This window comes from Flavobacterium sp. LS1P28, assembly GCF_003970335.1.
Taxonomy (GTDB): domain Bacteria; phylum Bacteroidota; class Bacteroidia; order Flavobacteriales; family Flavobacteriaceae; genus Flavobacterium.
This window is the reverse complement of the sequence record NZ_RYDI01000001.1, coordinates 223,841-244,104: the sequence shown is the minus strand read 5'-3', so window position 1 is coordinate 244,104 and position 20,264 is coordinate 223,841. Positions and strand designations below refer to the sequence as shown.

Sequence of the window (20,264 nt, the reverse complement as noted above, 5' to 3'; positions counted from 1 at the left end):
GTTACAACAAACAAAGCATAAATTTTGGAAACTCAGGAATTTATTTATCTAAAATTAGAAGCTTTCATCAGGAAGTTTTATACCAACGAATTGATACGGGGAACTATTTTCTTTGTCGGTTTAGGATTATTGTATTTCCTTTTTACGCTTTTTGTCGAATATTTTCTTTGGCTCAAGCCAATAGGAAGAACCATTTTATTTTGGACTTTCATTGGAGTAGAATTCTATTTGTTGTTCCGTTTTATTTTGTTTCCTATTTTTAAATTATTCAAACTTCAAAAAGGAATCGATTACAATCAGGCTTCGGAAATTATTGGAAATCATTTTACGGAAGTGAGTGATAAGTTGACAAATTTCTTACAATTGGCAGATTCGGATATTCATCAAAATAAATCGGAATTATTGGGTGCTTCGATTGAACAAAAAGCCAATGCATTGCAACCAATCCCTTTTGGTAACGCCATAAATTATAATGTTAACAGAAAGTATTTTCCTTTGGCTTTAATTCCAATTTTGTTATTTTCTTTCTTTTATTTTTCTGGAAATAGCAGCATGATTTCTCAAAGTTTGAATAGAGTAGTGCATTTCAATTCGGCTTTTTTACCACCGGCTCCTTTTAAATTTGTAGTTTTAAATTCGAATTTACAAACCGAGCAAGGAAAGGATTTTATACTTCGAATAAAAACCGAAGGAAAGATAGCTCCGGAGAATGCAATGATTTTCATTGGCGATGAAAGTTATTTCATGGAATCATTGAAAGCTGGAGAATTTCAATTTAAGATGGCAAAGCCTTCAGGAAATATTTTGTTTCACGTGGAGGGAAATGCTATTTCTTCTCCGGATTATGAATTGAAAGTGATAACCGTTCCTTTGATTGCTAATTTCGAAATGCAATTGAACTTTCCTTCATATCTGAATAAAAAAGCAGAAACTATAAATGGAACTGGAAATGCTGTTATTCCTGAAGGAACGCGTGTAACTTGGAAAATAGAAACTCAAGCGACCCAAAATATTGCGTGGATGAGCGGAATTTCCAAATCTTCTTTTTCGAAAACAGAAAACTCCTTTATTTTATCTAAAAATATACTTCAAAATACAGATTATCAAATATTTACTTCAAATGATAAGGTAAAAAACCACGAAAAACTCAATTATCAGCTTATGGTTATCAAAGATCAGTTCCCAACGATCAATGTGAACAATACACCGGACAGTTTGAAGATTGCTAAGAACTATGTTTTAGGCCAAATCACGGATGATTATGGTTTGTCTAGACTTCAGATTGTTTATTACGAAATAGAGAAACCACAAACCGCAAAACGTGGAACAATTGCTATTAAGAAAAGTTCTTTTGACCAATTCGTGTTTTCGTTTCCAAGTAATCTTCCGGTGGAGCAAGGGGTTTCTTATGAGTATTATTTTGAAGTTTTTGATAATGATGCGATTCACAATTTTAAAAGTACGAAGTCTTCGGTTTTCTCTAATCGTGTTTCCACAGATGAAGAAAAGGAAGATCAAATTTTGCAGCAGCAAAACGACAACATTAACAGTTTAGAGAAGTCTTTAAAAAACCAGGACAAGCAAATGGCCGATATAGAAAAGTTTCAAAAAACCGGAAAAGAGAAAGAAAATTTGGATTTCAAAGATCAGCAAAAAGTAAATGATTTTATCAAGCGTCAAATGAAACAGGATGAGATGATGAAAGAATTTACAAAAAAAATGAATGACAATTTGGAGCAATTCAAAACGGATAAAAAAGATGAATTAAAAGAAGTGCTTCAAAACCGAATGGACAAATCGGAAAAAGAATTGGAAAAAAACCAAAAGCTTTTAGATGAGTTGAAAGAACTTAACGATAAAATCCAGAATGAAGAGTTGTTGACCAAGTTGGATAATTTTAAACAAAACAGTAAAAACCAGACTAAGAATTTAGAACAGTTGGTAGAGTTGACTAAGAGATTTTATGTTGAAAAGAAAGCGGAACAGTTAGGTGAAAAACTGGACAAGCTTTCTAAAAAACTAGACAAATTATCTGATGATGAAAATGAAAATAAACTGGATAAACAGGAAGATATTAATGCGGAGTTTGATAAAATTCAATTAGATTTAAATGATTTGGAAAAAGAAAATAAGGAATTAAAATCACCATTGGATTTACCAAAAGATGATGCTAAAGAAAAAAGTATTGATGATGATTTAAAGAAAGCTTCTGAGGAATTGAATAAAGATAAAAAGGATAAAGCTAAACCAAACCAAAAAAGTGCTTCAAAAAAGATGAAAGAGATGGCGCAAAAAATGGCGCAAACTTTGGATAAAGGAGATATGGAACAGTTGCAGGAAGATGTTGTCATGTTGCGACAAATCGTAGACAATTTATTAGCTTTTTCTTTGTCACAGGAAGATTTGATGAATCAGTTCAAAAGGCATAAATCAGGGTCTCCAGCGTTCAATAAAAACATAAAAATTCAACAGGATTTAAAGCAACAGTTCAAGCATGTTGACGATAGTTTATTTGCGATGTCCTTGCGTAATCCTAAAATTGCGGAGGATATTACCAAAGAAATTGGTAATGTAGTTTACAACGTCGACAAATCGTTATCCAGTTTAACCGACGCTCAAGTTCCAAAAGGCTTGTCTCACCAACAATATTCGATTTCATCGGCTAACAAACTAGCAGATTTTCTCAGTGACATGCTTTACAATATGCAAATGCAAATGTCAGGAATGGGTTCTGGGAAACCGAAGCCAGGTCAAGGACAAGGAATGCAATTGCCGGATATTATTAAAAAACAAGAAGGTCTTGGCGAGAAAATGAAAGACGGAATTAAGAAAGGAGATAAGTATGGGGACAGTCCAAAAGGACAAAATGGTAAACAAGGAAATCAAGGAAAACCGGGACAAAAGGGTGAGGGCGGAGAAGGTGATGCACAAGCTATAATGGAAATTTACAAAGAACAAAAGCAATTAAGGGAAGCATTGCAAAACGAATTAAATAAACAAGGATTGGTTGGTAATGGACAAAGCGCTTTGGAACAAATGAAGCAAATTGAAAAGCAATTATTAAACAAAGGTTTTAAGAACGAAACGCTTCAAAAGATATTGAATGTGAAACAGGAATTGTTGAAATTAAATTCCGCTATTCAGCAACAAGGTGAAGAAAACAAACGCCAATCTGAAACCAATAAAAAGGAGTTTAAAAACCCATCTAATGTGCTTCCGGCAGCTTTATTAGATTATTTGAATAGCATAGAAATATTAAATAGACAATCCTTACCTTTACGCTCGAATTTTAATCAAAAAGTTCAAGAATATTTTAATAAAAAATGATCAATTTTAATTACGAAACCGACTTTAATTTAGACAACGAAGAAGCTGTTGTAGCTTGGTTGGAAAATGTTATTACTTCAGAAAACAAGAAAGAAGGAGAGATTAATTACATCTTTTGCGATGATGACTTTCTACATAAAATCAATGTAGAATATTTGAATCATGATACGCTAACAGATATAATTAGTTTTGATTATTCTATGGGTAATGAGTTACACGGTGACATTTTTGTTTCTGTCGAAAGAGTGAAAGACAATGCCGCTGATTTCAATGTCTCTTTTGAGCAAGAATTAAAACGCGTTTTAGTTCACGGAATTTTACATTACTGTGGCTACAAAGACAAAGGAGAGTCGGAGGAGCTTTTAATGCGTAGTAAAGAAGATGAAAAAATCGCTATGTTTTAGGTCAAATAATAGTGTTTTCTTTATTTTAATCTAAAGTGTTTCACGTGGAACATTTAGTTTAGATTTGAAAATTGAGTATGTAATGTTTCACGTGGAACAATAAAATAGATTTCAAAATCACAATCCTTAATACGGATTAAATTATAAAAGAAGATGTTTTTAAATGAATATGATGTGATAGTTGTGGGCGCAGGACACGCTGGTTCTGAGGCTGCTGCCGCTGCTGCAAATCTTGGTTCTAAAACCTTACTGGTAACAATGAGTTTGCAGAATATTGCCCAAATGTCATGCAACCCAGCGATGGGTGGAATTGCTAAAGGACAAATTGTACGCGAGATTGATGCGCTTGGGGGGTACTCTGGAATTGTTTCGGATAGAACTGCAATCCAGTTCAAGATGCTGAACAAATCCAAAGGCCCTGCAATGTGGTCTCCGCGTGTTCAAAGTGATCGAATGCGTTTTGCCGAGGAGTGGAGAATGATGCTTGAAGGAACTCCAAATCTTGACTTTTATCAGGAAATGGTGAAAGGTTTGATTATTGAAAACGGAAAAATAAAAGGAATCCGAACTTCGCTAGGAGTAGAGATTCGGTCTAAGTCGGTTGTGTTGACTAATGGAACTTTCCTGAATGGATTGATTCATATTGGCGAAAAACAATTTGGTGGTGGAAGAGCAGGCGAGAGTGCTGCACATGGAATTACTGAAGATTTAGTTGCTGCTGGGTTTCAATCAGGACGAATGAAAACAGGAACGCCTCCAAGAGTTGATGGACGATCTTTGGATTATTCAAAAATGAATGAAGAAAAAGGAGATGCGAAGCCGGATAAATTTTCCTATTCAGATGTGACCTCGCCGTTGATTCATCAAAAATCGTGTCATATGACCTATACCTCTCTTGAAGTTCACGATATCTTGAGAGAAGGGTTTGATCGTTCGCCAATGTTTAACGGTAGAATAAAAAGTCTTGGGCCAAGATATTGTCCGTCGATTGAAGATAAAATTAATCGTTTTGCGGATAAAGAAAGACATCAACTGTTTGTAGAACCAGAAGGATGGAATACTTGTGAAGTTTATGTGAATGGATTTTCAACGTCGCTTCCTGAGGATATTCAATTCAAGGCATTGAGTTCTGTTGTAGGATTTGAAAAAGTAAAATTCTTTCGTCCGGGATATGCAATTGAATATGATTATTTCCCGCCGACACAATTGAAGCATACTTTGGAAACAAAACTTATTGAAGGATTGTATTTCGCTGGTCAAATAAACGGAACTACAGGATATGAAGAAGCAGCTTCTCAAGGACTGATGGCCGGAATAAATGCGCATTTGAAAGTGCATGAAAAAGCACCCTTAATTTTAAAAAGAGACGAAGCCTATATCGGAGTTTTAATTGATGATTTAATTACGAAAGGAACTGAAGAACCATACAGAATGTTTACGTCTCGAGCAGAATATAGAACGCTGTTGCGTCAGGACAATGCCGATTTTAGATTAACTCCCATGTCACATGAAATAGGTTTGGCCTCAGAAGCACGTTTGCGCAGAATGGAGCACAAACTAAATGAATCCGAAAAAATGGTGGCTTTCTTCAAAGAAACGAGTGTTTCGGTTGCGGAAGCAAATCCTGTTTTAGAAGCAAAAGAGACGGCGCTGATTTCGCAAGGGGATAAGATGTTCAAAGTGTTTTCTCGTCCGCAAATTGATTTAGAGGACATGATGAAATTCGATAAAGTAGTAGCTTATGTTGCCGCCAATGATGTGGATCAAGAAATTTTAGAACAAGCCGAAATCCAAGTAAAATATTCTGGTTACATAGAAAAAGAAAGAAATAATGCTGATAAGTTACTTCGTTTAGAAGATGTTAAAATCCCTGAAAATTTTGATTATAATAAAATTAAGTCCATGTCAATTGAGGCCAAACAAAAACTAAGCAAGATTCGTCCTGTTACCATTTCGCAAGCATCAAGAATCAGCGGTGTGTCACCAAGTGATGTTTCGGTGTTGTTGATTTATATGGGACGTTAGGAAGTGATCAGTATTCAGTTTATAGTGATCAGTTTAATTGTCGATTTATACTGAATACCGCCTCTGAACACGGAACACTAAAATTTGTTCCACGTGAAACTACGCTGTGAAGCCTTGGAATTATTAAAGAATCATAAAAATAAATAATTCAACCCTGAAAGCATTCGTATGTGTTTTCAGGGTTTTGTTTAAAATTAAAAATATAAAAGACTATTAATTAATGAACATTTCAAACCAACAGCCTTTTTTAACCGTTAAAGATTATTCTGTTTCTCAGGAGGTTTTTAACTTGTATCATGACGCCAAATTAGATATGCTGATTACGTCTCCACAACCCAGTTTAGAAAATTTAGGGAAGTATTATGAAAGTGTGGATTACATTTCCCATACAGACGGTAAGCGATCCTTGTTTGAAAAAGCGTATCATTTTGTAAAAAGCATCGCGCTAAAAAACAAACTGAATTTAATCAATTCATTGCAATCCAACAAAGGGAGTATTTTAGATATAGGTGCCGGAACAGGGGATTTTTTATATGTTGCCAAAGAAAACGGTTGGCATACCATAGGAGTAGAGCCAAGTGAAAAAGCAAAAGCAATTGCCAAAAAGAAAGGCGTTTCATTTGTTGGCGAAACCAGTGAATTAGACAATCATTCTTTTGAAGTCATTTCGATGTGGCATGTTTTGGAGCACGTTCCTAATTTGGAAAACCAAATCAAAGAACTCAAACGATTATTAAAACCTAATGGAACTTTAATTATTGCTGTTCCAAATTTTAAATCCTTCGATGCAAAACATTACGGAACGTTTTGGGCCGCTTATGATGTGCCAATTCATTTTTGGCATTTTTCTAAAACGGCTATAAAAATGCTTTTCGAGAAAGAAGAAATGAAATTGGTACAAGTGCTTCCCATGAAATTTGATTCGTTTTATGTTGCTTTGCTTTCGGAAAAATACAAAACCGGAAAAATGAATTATATAAAAGCCTTTTTTGTTGGATTGCAATCAAATTGGGAAGCGAAGAAGAATTCTGAGTATTCCTCACACATTTACATCCTAAAAAACATCTAAAAATCATTTTAAGTGTATTTAAGCGTGTTTTTTAATGAAATCGAAGATGATCATCGGATTTTTAAACTAATTCGTTTATTTAGAAGATATGAAGCTCGGTTTTAATAGTCATAGATTATGCATTTGTGAATCACAATAATAAAATCTTATATCATAAAAAAGTAGCATTTTCCAAACTTTATGTCAATACTATCTATTTTTTTATATTTTTGTCACCAATACTCAAAACTAGAAATTCATCAAAATGAAATCAAAGATTCACGACACGAGCGTTAGCGAACTGGCAACGCAATACCAAAAAAGAAATATTAAAGATATGGGTAAAAAAGCATTAGTAATTATCGCATTATCAATTTCAATTGTTGCTTGTAACAAACCAGCAGAAGTTAAGGAAGTGAAAACTGCTTACGTAGATACTTCTGAATTAATGAAGGAATATACAGAGGCCAAAGATCTTGAAGCAAAATACAAGACAAAAGCAGAAGAAAAAGGAAGACAGCTAGAGGCTGAAATTAATCGATTCAAGCAAGAAGCAGCAGGTTTCCAAGCTCAGGCACAAGCTAACGGGCAGGCTTGGGCACAACAAAAAGGAGCTGAACTGCAAAAAAAAGAACAACAATTGAGCTACGCACAACAAGCGTTGTCTCAGGAATTGCAGCAAGAAAGCGGAAAAGAAATGGATTCTCTGGTGAGTGGTGTGAAAAAATTTATTAAATCCTACGGTAAGGAAAAAGGATATGCCTACATCTATGGAACCGGTGACGCTGCCTCAATTTTATACGCAGAAGATAAATTTGATATCACAAAAGAAATTATCAAAGCCTTGAACGATAAATATAAAGCTCCTGCAAAAACGGAAGAAACAGCAGCGGCTAAAAAATAAATTTTTACTATTAATTCAAAAGATTGCCTTCGTCTATAGTTAGATTGAAGGCTTTTTTTTTGAAGCCATACCCGGTTATCCGCTATAAACGTAGTTCACTGAACTCCAATTGAAATAAAAGTATAGTGAAGTAATCTCTCGTGTAGCAAGTGTTTTTTCTAAATTTCGAGGATTTTCGCTGCTATCTGGGCTAAAAAACAGTCGAATTATAATCGTAAATATTTTCCAATTATTCCAATAGTGTTTTTAATTTTCAATACTTTAGCTTTATATATACACGCCTAATGCAAACCATTTCAGAAGCCGCCGCTTATACAATACGATTCATCAATCAAACTCATCGATCCATTTTCCTGACCGGTAAAGCAGGAACGGGAAAAACCACACTTTTACGGGAAATTATCCAAACCACGCACAAAAATACCGTTGTGGTGGCGCCAACAGGAATTGCCGCGTTAAATGCAGGAGGCGTTACGATTCACTCCATGTTTCAGTTGCCGTTTGGAGGATTTATTCCAGATAATTCATCACCTCAATTTTCCGAAAGTACTAAATTTGAAACCAAAGCTACCTTGCGCAGGCATTTCAAAATGAGTGGTTTGAAGAAATCGGTGATTCGCAATATGGAATTATTGATTATCGATGAAGTCAGTATGCTTCGTGCGGATTTGCTGGATGCGATGGATTATATGATGCAAACAGTACGCAAGCGCAACACTGCTTTTGGAGGTGTTCAAGTCTTATATATTGGTGATTTGTTGCAGTTGCCGCCGGTCATTCGGGACGAAGAATGGCGTACGCTGAAAACCTATTACAAAGGAAAATTCTTTTTTCATTCGCACGTCGTGCAACAAAATCCGCCTTTATACATTGAATTGTCCAAGATTTTTCGCCAGACTGACGATACATTTATTTCGGTTTTGAATAACCTGCGCAACAATGAGATTTCACAGCAGGACATTCAAACCTTAAACCAATATGTAAAACCCGATTTCGATTTAAAAGCAAATAAAGGATACATCACATTAACCACGCACAACAACAAAGCCGATACGATGAACGCGCAGGCTTTACAAGATCTGGAGGGAAAGCTGGTGGTTTATAAACCGGAGATTACCGGAGATTTTCCGGATAAGATATTTCCCGTGGAACAACAATTGCAGTTAAAAGTGGGCGCGCAAATCATGTTTGTAAAAAATGATTTATCCTTTGATAAACACTATTTCAACGGAAAAATGGGCGTTATCAAATCCCTTTCGAGTAAAGAAATTCTGGTTCATTTTCCGGAAGAAAATAAAACTATAGAAGTTGAAAGATATGAATGGCAAAACATTCGATACAAAGTAGACGAAACCACTAAAGAAATTGATGAAGAGGTTTTGGGAACTTTTGTGCACTATCCCATCAAATTAGCATGGGCGATTACGGTGCATAAAAGCCAGGGACTAACCTTTGATAAAGCAGCACTTGATGTTTCGCAAGTTTTTCTACCCGGACAGGCTTATGTGGCATTATCTCGTTTGCGCTCACTAGAAGGGCTTATTTTACTATCTCCGTTGCGTATGAATGGCATTTCAAACGATCAGGATGTCATGGATTACTCATTAAACAAAGCTTCGGATTCGTTTTTAGAGAATGCCTTGCATTTTGAAACCAAAAATTTCATCCATAACTATCTGACAAACACCTTTGATTGGAACGATTTGGCTCAGGAATGGCGCAATCATAAATTCAGTTATAACGAAAAATCAGAAATTTCAGAGAAATCCAAACACGCTGTTTGGGCCAAAAAGCAAACAGAAATCATTGAACAGCTTTTAGATCCATCCAAAAAATTCATTTCGCAGTTGAATACCCTTTTTGGTCAGGAAACGGTCGATTTGAATCACGTATCGGAACGCATTCAAGCCGCTTTCAGTTATTTCCTAAAACCAATGGACGAGCTGGTTTTTGAAATTCTTTGGAAAATTGAAGAAGTAAAGCGCATCAAAAAAGTAAAAACGTTTTATGATGAATTAATCGTGCTGGAAGAATTGCAAACCAAAGCCGTTTTACGCTTAATGAAGGCCAAATTATTGATAGAAACCGTTGTGGCAGGAGAAGCCATTTCGAAAGAAAAATTGACCTCTTCAGAAATAAAAAATTACATCATCCGCAAGACAGAAGCCATACAAAATCAATTCAAGGAATTAAATATAACCTTGATTACCGATGATAAAGACATAGAGCGTTATACTTCGAAAAAAGCAAAAACAACGGTACCTAAAAAAACAACGGTGCAGGAAACCTATGAATTGTGGGTCGAAAAGAAATCAATTGCGGATATTGCAACTATCAGAGTGCTGACCAAACAAACGATTTACACCCATTTTGTAAAGCTGATACAAACCAAAGCAGTTTCAATTTCAGAGGTTTTATCGGAGGATAAAATGCAGGATTTAGCAGCTGCTTTTGCAGGATATAAAGAAGAATCACTGAATGCGTTGATGGAGAAATACGGTCATAAATTTTCTTGGGAAGAAGCGAGAATGTACAAAGCGAGTTTGAATTAAATAATAAGAAAGTATTAAAACTAAAAAACCCTATTCGGTACGAATAGGGTTTTTGTTTTATAGTGACTGAATTAATATCCAAGCTTCTGGATTGTGCTTTTCATTGATTTCTTTTTTTGCTTTTTCTGCTTCAGCAAATGTGGCGTAACTGCCATACAAAACCGGAAAATAACCGTTTCGGTTAGGAGCGATTCGCTTGGCATCATATCCTAAGCGATTTAAAATCCGCAGTGTTTTATCCGCATTTTTTTCTTCCCTGTACACTCCGGCCATAATGTGATACGGCATTTTTGCTTCGATAGTCGATTTTACGGATAGTGTAACAGCAGGAACCGGACTTTCGATGAAGAATGTGGCTTGCTGAATTTTATTTTGAACTTGTTTTTGAACGGCAGTTTCTACAAGAATCGTTTCTGAGGCAATTTGATTTTGATACATTGGATAACCAACACTTCCCGCAAGTCCTAATCCTAACACAAAAATAGCGGCGTATTTTAAATATGGATTCGCTGTTCTGGTTTCAGGAACCATAGTGATGGTTGCTTTTTCTTCAATTGCTTCTACTTCTTTTTCGAAGATTGCTCTTTTTACAAGTGGTGAAACAAAGGGAGCCAACCCAAAAGAGCTGGTTAAGTAATTCGTTTGGTCGTATGGAGTGAAAACTATATTTTTATCCGCGTTCAAATGAAGATCACCTACATTTTTGATAGAAAAAAGTTCGTTTTCTTCTAATGTTTTTTTCCAAGTAAAAACTTCATATTGAATGGCACTAACGGCATATTCATAAGACGTTTTCTCTGCTAAAGCGATATGATTGGCTAATAAACCATCATTGTTTTTCAAATTAGCATTGAAAGCGATCATTTTTTTGGGAGGAGAAAACGAGTTCGTGCTTTCGTTCCGTTTAGCCGATTGAATTTCGGTCAAAAAAGCTCCGAAACCCGGAACGGTTACACATTGATAACGGTATAAAAGCTGCGCGATGTATAGTTCGATTTTCATACTCACAAAGTTATACAACGAAAACAGGTATCAAAATTTTATTTACAATTTTTATTAACAATCCGCATAAAAATTTATACATTTCACCCTCAAATAATTAGCATGAAAGAGCAGGATTTATTTTATTTATTGGCATTGCAAAGAATAGAGGGCGTGGGCGACATCATAGCCAAAAAACTGCTTACCCATTTTGGAACAGCAGAAGCGGTTTTTAATACAAAAGCATCGCAACTCGCTGCTATTGATGGAGTAGGATCTGTTTTGCTGAAAAATTTAAAAGATAAATCAGTTTTCGAAAAAGCGACTCAGGAACTGGAGTTTATAAAAGCAAATGAAATCAATGCGGTTTATTTTCAGGACGAAGAATATCCAGATCGGTTGAAACATTGTATTGACGGACCACTTTTATTATTCACATCTGGAAATATCAATTTAAAAAACAGAAGAATAATCAGCATTGTAGGAACGCGCCAAATTACCTCGTACGGTACTGAATTTTGTAGAAAACTGATCGAAGATTTGGCTCCACTCGATCCTATAATCGTAAGTGGATTTGCCTACGGTGTCGATATTGTGGCGCATCAATTGGCAATGGAAAATAACCTACAAACCATTGGTGTTGTTGCTCATGGTTTAAACCAAATTTACCCGAAAACCCATAAAAAATATGTTGCTAAAGTCGAGCAAAACGGTGGTTTTATGACTGAGTTTTGGAGTTCCTCCAATCCGGATAAAGAAAATTTCGTGCGAAGAAACAGGATCGTTGCAGGAATGTCTGAAGCGACCATTGTAATTGAATCTGCCGATAGAGGCGGATCGTTAATCACTGCAAACATGGCGAATGATTACAATCGTGATGTTTTTGCGGTTCCGGGTCGTGTTACAGATAAGTATAGCCAAGGCTGCAACAACCTCATAAAGACTCAAAAAGCAAATGTATTGACTAGTGCCGCTGATTTGGTTTATATTTTGAATTGGGACATTCAGAAGGAATCCAAACCCATACAAAAACAATTGTTTGTAAGCTTAGAGGAAGACGAACAAAAAGTATACGACTACCTCCTTAAAACAGGCAAAGAACTAATGGATATTATTGCTTTGCGCTGTGATTTTCCTATTTATAAAATCTCAGGAATGCTATTAAATATGGAATTGAAAGGCGTGATACGGCCTTTACCGGGGAAATTGTTTGAGGCGATTTGATTTTAACATATAAGTCATGAAAGCTTTAATAAAATAGTATTAAACTTAAAAAAACTTATATGTTTTAAAAATTGATTGTTTAAACCTCAAATCCTAATTTCTCTCTCACTCTTGCCAAAACTCCATTGGCAACAACAGCTGCTTTTTGAGCACCAATTTTCAGTAAAGCATCTACTTCAGGAAGGTTATTCATGTAATACTTGTATTTTTCTCTTTCGGTTTTGAAAGTTTCTACAATCAACTCAAACAACGCTTGTTTGGCGTGACCGTAACCGTAATTTCCATTTAAGTAATTGGCAGTCATTGTGGCTATTTGTTGTTGATTTGCCAATAATTTATAAATGGCAAACGCATTGCACGTATCCGGATTTTTAGGATCTTCCAGCGGCGTGCTGTCGGTTTCAATGCTCATAACTTGTTTGCGTAAGGACTTATCATCCAAGAATATATTGATAATATTATTAGCTGATTTACTCATTTTTCCGCCGTTAGTTCCGGGAATCAGCATGCTGTCTTCCTGAATTTTTGCTACGGGAAGTACGAAAGTCTCTCCCATTTGGTGGTTGAAACGGGACGCTACATCACGCGTGATTTCAACGTGCTGCAATTGGTCTTTTCCTACGGGTACAAACTCGGCGTCATATAATAAAATATCTGCCGCCATCAGCATTGGATACGAAAATAAACCAGCATTGACATCTTCCAGTCTATCCGCTTTGTCTTTGAAAGAATGCGCTAATGTCAAGCGTTGAAAAGGGAAAAAACAACTCAAATACCATGACAATTCGGCTGTTTGCGGCACATCTGATTGTCTGTAGAAAACGACTTTATCTACATTCAAACCACAGGCAAGCCAAGCAGCAGCAGTACTGTAAGTATTTGTTCTTAAAGTTTCGCCGTTTTTTATTTGCGTGATTGAATGCAAATCAGCAATGAAAAGAAACGATTCGTTTTCCGGTTTATTTGATAGTGCTATTGCGGGAATGATTGCACCAAGTAAGTTTCCTAAATGCGGAGTTCCGGTACTTTGAACGCCTGTAAGTATTTTTGCCATTATGATTTTTAACTATTACCGCAAAGTTCGCAAAGTTTTTTATTTTTTACCGCAAATTTGCAAATTATAAAAATCAAGTTACTTTAAATCGTGTTAGTAATTTCTTTTAACCATATCAGACATTTAAGTCAATAAAACCTTGATGGTTAAAGGAAGATATTATAATTGAGCAGTAAATTAGAACTTATAATACTTATATGTTGAAAAACGCAAGAATATTTTTTGAGTATCATAACATCTGATTTCTTACTTTTGAACTTATGAGAGCATTAAAAATTATTTTCTGGGCGCTATGGCGTATATGGTTTTATATTTTGATGACCATTCCTATATTGGTGATGTTTCCTTTTCTGGTGCTGTCTATTTTGACGGAAAACGGGTATCCTTATTTTTTTAAGATGGCTCGTATTTGGGCAAAATTCATTCTTTTTGGCATGGGTTTTCATTATAAAATAGATAGAACACAAGCAATGGAGTACCAAAAAAGTTACATGATTGTTGCGAATCATACCTCCATGGCTGATATTATGCTGATGCTTGTCCTGACAAGAAATCCGTTTGTTTTTGTAGGTAAAAAAGAACTTTCAAAAATTCCGTTGTTTGGCTTTTTCTATAAAAGAACCTGTATTTTGGTGGATAGAAATTCTTCAAAAAGTAAAATGGAAGTCTTTAATCGCGCTCAAAAAAGAATTAATCAAGGACTGAGTATCTGTATTTTTCCAGAAGGTGGCGTTCCATGTGATGAATCAGTCTTGCTGGACACTTTCAAAGATGGTGCTTTCCGATTGGCAATTGAGCATCAAATACCCATTGTTCCCATTACTTTTGGAGACAATAAAAAAAGATTTCCATATGCTTTTTGGGGAGGAAGTCCAGGATTTATGCGGGTAAAAATACATTCTCATGTGGAAACTTTTGGAAAAACAGGGGCAGACAGGAAACAAATTCGCGAAGAAGTACGCGAAATCATTTACGAGCAATTAGTTGCTTTCGACTCTAAATAAATTTTAAAAACTGTAACTGATCCCGGAATACAACTCAATAAATAGCGGTTTAAAGTCTCTAGAGTTGTTTGAAAAAGTATTTATTTGATACTTTACCATAGGTTCAAAATTAATCTGAAATGATTTTACAATTCGGTATTTAAAGCCGGTACTCACATTAGTGCTAAAATGGATTTGCTTCAAATCTGTAAATTTTCTTCGGCATCCGGATAACTACTCGAATGTATCAAGTAAGCTCCTAATAGCTTTTTACAGTCAATAATTTATTGGTCTAACCGCACAATTTTATTCAAGAATTAATTAATAACGACAGGAACTTCTACTTCTTCAAAGATATTTTCTCCATTAGCATTCTCTCCTTTATAAAATTTAAAAATATAAGAACCGGTATTGGTTACATAAAAATTAAAAGAAACCTCTGATGGTGAAGGTATTTGTTGCGTACAAACTTGACTAGTATTCACTGCCGTTTGAATGCCTATGGTTCTTACATTCAAATTTTTGTCATAATAAATCCCTTGAAATAAATGACATTCGGTTGGTCTTGTATATTTTAATTTTATCTCATAGGTATTTCCCAATATGAATTTTTCGGGTAATGTATAGCTATCTATAGGCAGCACTTCAAAGCTATAAGAATCTTGATTGTCATTATCAATGGAACATCCGGTCAAGGTTGTAATGAACAGAATAAAAAGCACAATTTTTTTCATTTCTTAATTTTTTAAATTTATACAATTCAGTTTCTTAATTGAATTCTAAGCTGTTTTGCAAAAGATCAAAATTTCAACAAAAGGTTGCGTGTAAAAATAAAAAAATCCGTCTCGTTTTTTAGGTACGAGACGGGTTTTACTTTTTATGCTTCTGCCAATTCTTTTATTCTGGCTTTAATCTTTTCTTCTAATTCATCCGCTAATTCCGGATTGTCTTTAATCAAAGACTTAACAGCATCCCGACCTTGTCCTAATTTAGTTTCACCGTAACTGAACCAAGATCCTGCTTTTTTGATGATTTCAAACTCAACAGCAAGATCAAGAATCTCTCCTGTTTTTGAAATTCCTTCCCCATACATGATGTCAAATTCCGCGATTTTAAATGGCGGAGCGACTTTGTTTTTCACCACTTTTACTTTGGTTCTGTTCCCAAGGACGTTATCTCCATCTTTAATTTGAGTAGAACGACGAATATCCAAACGAATCGAAGCATAAAACTTCAATGCATTTCCTCCCGTTGTAGTTTCTGGATTTCCAAACATCACACCAATTTTCTCTCTTAATTGATTAATAAAGAAAACTGTACAATTTGTTTTACTGATGGTTCCCGTTAATTTACGCAATGCTTGAGACATCAAACGAGCGTGTAATCCCATTTTAGAATCTCCCATTTCGCCTTCAATTTCACTTTTTGGAGTCAAAGCTGCAACCGAGTCAATGACAACAATGTCAATTGCTCCGGAACGAATCAAGTTCTCCGCAATTTCTAACGCTTGTTCTCCATTATCAGGTTGTGATATGATTAAGTTTTCAATATCTACGCCTAATTTCTCCGCATAGTTTCTGTCGAAAGCATGTTCTGCATCAATAAAAGCTGCAATTCCACCTGCTTTTTGAGCTTCAGCAATAGCATGAAGCGTCAATGTGGTTTTTCCAGAAGATTCCGGACCGTATATTTCAATAATTCTACCTCTTGGATAGCCTCCAACTCCTAATGCCAAATCGATTCCTAAAGACCCGGAAGAAATAGTTTCTACTTCTTCAATGGCTTTGTCGCCCATTTTCATTACTGTCCCTTTTCCGTAGGTTTTGTCTAATTTATCAAGCGTAAGTTGTAGCGCTTTTAATTTAGATTCTTTCTCTGAACTCATCTTCTCTTTTACCTTTTCTTTCATCTATTTGTATTGGTTTATAACTGTAAGAAACTGACAGGATGATTACTTATCCCATAATTTCATTTGTATATTGAATATATGTTTTGTAAAAATACTTCTTTTTTGATTTAAAATTTTCTCTTTCAAGAATATTTTAAATCTATTTATCAATTAAAAATAGTCAGTTGTATTTTGCTTCTTACACGAACAATGCTTTTAATTCGGTTGCATCATGGGGGTTCATTTTTCCGGCTAAAACTAAACTCAGCTGTTTGCGTCGCAATGCAGCTTCAAAACGTTGTTTTTCTATTTCGGTTTCCGGAACAATTTGGGGTACTTCAACGGGTCTTCCCGTATCGTCTACTGCTACAAAAGTATAGATCGCTTCATTGGCTTTGGTTTTATTACCGGATTCTCTGTCTTCAACCCAAATGTCAATGAATATTTCCATTGAACTTTTGAAAGCTCTGGAAACTTTAGCTTCAACAGTAACGACACTTCCCAACGGAATGGCTCTGTTGAATGCAACGTGATTTACGGATGCTGTAACTACAATTCTTCGGGAATGTCTGCGTGCCGCTATACTTGCTGCGCGATCCATACGGGCTAATAATTCGCCACCAAAAAGATTGTTCAAAGGATTGGTCTCGCTTGGTAAAACCAAATCAGTTAATATCGTCAGGGATTCTGAAGGGTGTTTTGGTGTCATTTTTTTATTTAAAAAGGAGTTGTTCAAAATAATAAGTTGTAAAGTCTAGTTTAACCAATAAACGGCCAATATTGCAGGGATAAAATAAATAACAATTGTTCTGGCTCCATCATAATCTTTGGCCAATCGCTGTCCGAAAAGCAACATCAACAACGTGATACAAGAGAAAACGGCTCCGTAAAAACCAAAAATTCTTCCGTTGTTTACGAATAATTCGATGCAACCCACCACACATAAAATACCGGAAATTAATTCTAAAATCAAGATATTTAGTAGTGCTAAAGGTACATGGTTTTTTAATGGTGTTTTAGCGAAATGACCTTTTAACCATTCGACATTATCTTTCCAATAAAACAATTTGTCGTATCCGGACTGTAGGAAAGTGATGGCCAGGAAAATTAAAATTAAAATAGAAGTAATATTGTTCATTTTTTTATTTTTTGTGAATTAAACGAGTAAGTTTTATTGATAAATCGGTTAAAATAATTTTAGCGTTTCCGTTGCGTTCAATGTGATACATTGCCTCTGAAAGTTCTTTAAAAATATCATTTATGTTGTTGCCATTTACAAAAGGTGCAAAATTCTCCAGTTTGAATTTTTCCACTTGTGGTTCCATGTAGACTAAACTTGGCGTTTGGTAATTGAGCAACAAGGCCTGACGAAACATATCAATACAAAAATGTAAAAACTTTTTTTGGGTTTCTCTTCCCAAACCAGCAATTTGCTCGCTCCACTGGATCAAATCCTGAATGGCAGCGGCGTTTCCTTTTGCTCTAAAAGCCGCACGAACCCAATCGACAAACCATTTTTCAAAAAAAACTGATTCGCTGTCCGGTTGTATTAATTGCAATGCTTTATTGAAATTTCCTTGTGCCTGATGCGCTATTTTTAAAGCTATTTTAGAATCCGTATTTTCTTTTGAAACCAAGGCCTCCGCAATGACAGTTTCACTCAAACCATTAAAATGTAGTACTTGGCAACGGGAACGAATCGTTTGAATAATATCTTCTTCATTTTCTGAAATCAGGATAAAAACCGTTCTGTCTGTAGGTTCTTCCAATAATTTCAGTAATTTATTAGAAGCAGCGATATTCAATTTATCAGCCATCCAAATAATCATTATTTTGTATCCGCCTTCATAAGATTTTAAAGCCAGCGATTTCAAGATTTCCTGCGCATCATCGACCCTAATTTCTCCTTGCTTGTTTTTAACACCTAGCATTTGGTACCAATCAAACAAACTTCCGTACGGATTTTGTTCTATAAACTGTCGCCATTCCGTTATGAAATCAATGCTTTTGGGTTTTGTTTTTACTTCTTCAGTACTGACAGTCGGGTAAATAAAATGCAAATCAGGATGGGAAGTTTTCTGAAATTTCAGGTTGCACGCTTCATTTGAACCGGAATTCTCTCCGTTTTGATTGCTGCAAATGATGTATTGTGCATACGCAATCGCCATGGGTAAAGTGCCACTGCCTTCCGGACCTACGAACAGTTGTGCGTGGGGAATTCTGCCCAAATCAGCACTTTTTGTCAAATGACTTTTGATGTGTTCTTGTCCTAAAATTTCTGAAAATTGCATGAAGCAAAGATAGCAGAAAATGGTGTAGTCTAAAATTTTAGCAGGCAAAGTTTCAGCAGAAGCTAGTTTATAGAAGTGTCAATTTATGTTTTATTTTTAAAATTTAACAGGCCTTTATCTAAAATAATATCTAGACAAATTGATAAATAAAAGCATTATTTATTAATTTACATCGATTTCGTTGCTAAAAATTGATTTTATATGATTTTCTCTAATTTATTAATAATTTAAAAGTTCTATATTTGTTACTCTTTCAAAAAAAATAAACTAAAAAACAGACTGATGAAAACCATAAGTGATTTCAATTTTGCAAATAAAAAAGCCATAATTCGGGTTGATTTTAATGTGCCTTTGGACGAAAAGTTCAATGTAACGGATGCCACGCGTATTGAAGCTGCAAAACCTACTATTGACGCGATTCTTGCGCAAGGCGGAAGCGTGATTTTGATGTCGCATTTAGGTCGGCCAAAAGGAGTGGAAGAAAAATACTCTTTGAAACACATTTTGAAAACAACTGCTGAAATTCTTGGAGTTTCGGTTCAGTTCGCTTCAAACTGTATTGGTTCAGAGGCGAAAGCTGCAGCTGAAAAATTGCAGGCTGGAGAAGTTTTATTGTTAGAAAATTTACGTTTTCACAGCGAAGAAGAAGCGGGTGATGTTGCTTTTGCAAAAGAACTGGCGTCACTTGGTGATATTTTTGTAAACGACGCTTTTGGTACAGCGCATAGAGCGCACGCATCGACTACAATTATTGCGCAGTTTTTTCCAAGCGAAAAATGTTTTGGATTATTATTGGCCAAAGAAATAGAAAGCTTGAACAAAGTTTTAAAAAACAGCGAAAAACCAGTAACAGCAGTCCTTGGTGGATCAAAAGTATCTTCTAAAATTACCGTAATCGAGAATATTCTGGATAAAGTAGACCACATGATTATTGGTGGCGGAATGACTTTTACTTTTGTGAAAGCATTAGGCGGTAAAATTGGAGATTCAATTTGTGAAGATGACAAACAAGAATTGGCTTTGGAAATCTTGAGATTAGCCAAAGAAAAAGGAGTTCAAATCCATATTCCGGTTGATGTTGTAGCGGCAAATGCTTTTTCAAATGATGCTCAAACCCAGATTGTGGATGTCAAAGCAATTCCTGACGGGTGGCAAGGATTGGATGCTGGACCAAAATCATTGGAAAACTTCAAAAAAGTAATCATGGATTCTAAAACGATTCTTTGGAACGGTCCATTGGGTGTTTTTGAAATGGAAAATTTTGCTAACGGAACAATTACATTGGGCAACTTTATTGCAGAATCTACTGCAAACGGAGCATTCTCTCTTGTAGGTGGAGGGGATTCAGTGGCAGCTGTAAAACAATTTGGGCTGGAAGATAAAGTGAGTTATGTTTCTACAGGCGGAGGAGCAATGCTGGAAATGCTCGAAGGCAGAGTGTTACCCGGAATTGCAGCTATTTTAGACTAATAAATGCAGTAAAATTAAAATAAAAGCCGTTTGATATCTAAATAGCATTCAAATCAAACAGCTGTTTTATCACATGTATAAAAACCTTAGCGATACCTTATGTATCGCTGAGG

At 35.5% G+C, this 20,264-nt stretch carries 16 protein-coding genes; 9 read left to right on the top strand and 7 right to left on the bottom strand.

Annotated elements, in window-relative coordinates; all coding sequences use genetic code 11:
• Positions 1-24: 24 nt before the first annotated feature.
• The 6 genes from EKL97_RS00990 to EKL97_RS00965 all read left to right on the top strand — a co-directional run bounded on the left by EKL97_RS00990 (position 25) and on the right by EKL97_RS00965 (position 10,260).
• The gene (locus EKL97_RS00990; RefSeq protein ID WP_126567810.1) at positions 25-3,327 is read left to right on the top strand and encodes a hypothetical protein; all 3,303 of its coding nucleotides are present in this window, start codon (positions 25-27) and stop codon (positions 3,325-3,327) included.
• Complete coding sequence (ybeY, locus tag EKL97_RS00985; protein WP_126563538.1) at positions 3,324-3,731, top strand: rRNA maturation RNase YbeY; 408 nt, start codon at positions 3,324-3,326, stop codon at positions 3,729-3,731. The genes EKL97_RS00990 and ybeY overlap by 4 nt, the downstream gene beginning before the upstream one ends.
• A 153-nt stretch (positions 3,732-3,884) precedes the next feature.
• Entirely contained in the window at positions 3,885-5,756 is a 1,872-nt protein-coding gene (gene mnmG / locus EKL97_RS00980) for a tRNA uridine-5-carboxymethylaminomethyl(34) synthesis enzyme MnmG (RefSeq protein WP_126567808.1), read from the top strand.
• A 220-nt stretch (positions 5,757-5,976) separates the two neighbouring features.
• Complete coding sequence (locus EKL97_RS00975; RefSeq protein WP_126567807.1) at positions 5,977-6,825, top strand: class I SAM-dependent methyltransferase; 849 nt, start codon at positions 5,977-5,979, stop codon at positions 6,823-6,825.
• A 316-nt stretch (positions 6,826-7,141) separates the two neighbouring features.
• The gene (locus tag EKL97_RS00970; protein WP_126459056.1) at positions 7,142-7,708 is read left to right on the top strand and encodes an OmpH family outer membrane protein; all 567 of its coding nucleotides are present in this window, start codon (positions 7,142-7,144) and stop codon (positions 7,706-7,708) included.
• 284 nt (positions 7,709-7,992) lie between these two features.
• Entirely contained in the window at positions 7,993-10,260 is a 2,268-nt protein-coding gene (locus EKL97_RS00965) for a helix-turn-helix domain-containing protein (protein WP_126567805.1), read from the top strand.
• Between the two features lie 57 nt (positions 10,261-10,317).
• Here EKL97_RS00965 and EKL97_RS00960 read toward each other — a convergent pair whose 3' ends face one another.
• Complete coding sequence (locus EKL97_RS00960; RefSeq protein WP_126457747.1) at positions 10,318-11,262, bottom strand: SPOR domain-containing protein; 945 nt, start codon at positions 11,260-11,262, stop codon at positions 10,318-10,320.
• A 102-nt stretch (positions 11,263-11,364) separates the two neighbouring features.
• On the opposite strand from EKL97_RS00960, the gene dprA reads away from it, so the two are divergent.
• Positions 11,365-12,465 carry a DNA-processing protein DprA gene (gene dprA / locus EKL97_RS00955; RefSeq protein WP_126452292.1) on the top strand — a complete coding sequence of 367 codons (1,101 nt, stop codon included), beginning with the start codon at positions 11,365-11,367 and terminating at the stop codon, positions 12,463-12,465.
• 79 nt (positions 12,466-12,544) lie between these two features.
• Here the strand turns inward: dprA and trpS are convergent, their stop codons facing one another.
• On the bottom strand, positions 12,545-13,519 hold the full coding sequence (gene trpS / locus EKL97_RS00950) for a tryptophan--tRNA ligase (protein ID WP_126457745.1): 975 nt from the start codon (positions 13,517-13,519) through the stop codon (positions 12,545-12,547).
• Positions 13,520-13,779: 260 nt separating this feature from the next.
• Between trpS and EKL97_RS00945 the strand changes: the two genes are divergently transcribed.
• Positions 13,780-14,523, top strand: coding sequence for a lysophospholipid acyltransferase family protein (locus EKL97_RS00945; protein WP_126563542.1), 744 nt, complete (start codon positions 13,780-13,782; stop codon positions 14,521-14,523).
• 296 nt (positions 14,524-14,819) lie between these two features.
• Here the strand turns inward: EKL97_RS00945 and EKL97_RS00940 are convergent, their stop codons facing one another.
• The 5 genes from EKL97_RS00940 to EKL97_RS00920 all read right to left on the bottom strand — a co-directional run bounded on the left by EKL97_RS00940 (position 14,820) and on the right by EKL97_RS00920 (position 18,681).
• Entirely contained in the window at positions 14,820-15,236 is a 417-nt protein-coding gene (locus EKL97_RS00940; protein ID WP_126457743.1) for a membrane lipoprotein lipid attachment site-containing protein, read from the bottom strand.
• Positions 15,237-15,379: 143 nt separating this feature from the next.
• The gene (gene recA, locus EKL97_RS00935; RefSeq protein WP_126452335.1) at positions 15,380-16,387 is read right to left on the bottom strand and encodes a recombinase RecA; all 1,008 of its coding nucleotides are present in this window, start codon (positions 16,385-16,387) and stop codon (positions 15,380-15,382) included.
• A gap of 202 nt (positions 16,388-16,589) precedes the next feature.
• Complete coding sequence (locus EKL97_RS00930) at positions 16,590-17,099, bottom strand: acyl-CoA thioesterase (RefSeq protein WP_126452284.1); 510 nt, start codon at positions 17,097-17,099, stop codon at positions 16,590-16,592.
• A gap of 45 nt (positions 17,100-17,144) precedes the next feature.
• Complete coding sequence (locus tag EKL97_RS00925; protein ID WP_126457742.1) at positions 17,145-17,528, bottom strand: DoxX family membrane protein; 384 nt, start codon at positions 17,526-17,528, stop codon at positions 17,145-17,147.
• Between the two features lie 4 nt (positions 17,529-17,532).
• Complete coding sequence (locus EKL97_RS00920) at positions 17,533-18,681, bottom strand: ATP-binding protein (RefSeq protein ID WP_126561376.1); 1,149 nt, start codon at positions 18,679-18,681, stop codon at positions 17,533-17,535.
• A gap of 282 nt (positions 18,682-18,963) precedes the next feature.
• Here EKL97_RS00920 and EKL97_RS00915 point away from each other — a divergent pair, with 282 nt between their 5' ends.
• Entirely contained in the window at positions 18,964-20,151 is a 1,188-nt protein-coding gene (locus tag EKL97_RS00915) for a phosphoglycerate kinase (RefSeq protein WP_126561377.1), read from the top strand.
• Positions 20,152-20,264 lie beyond the last annotated feature (113 nt).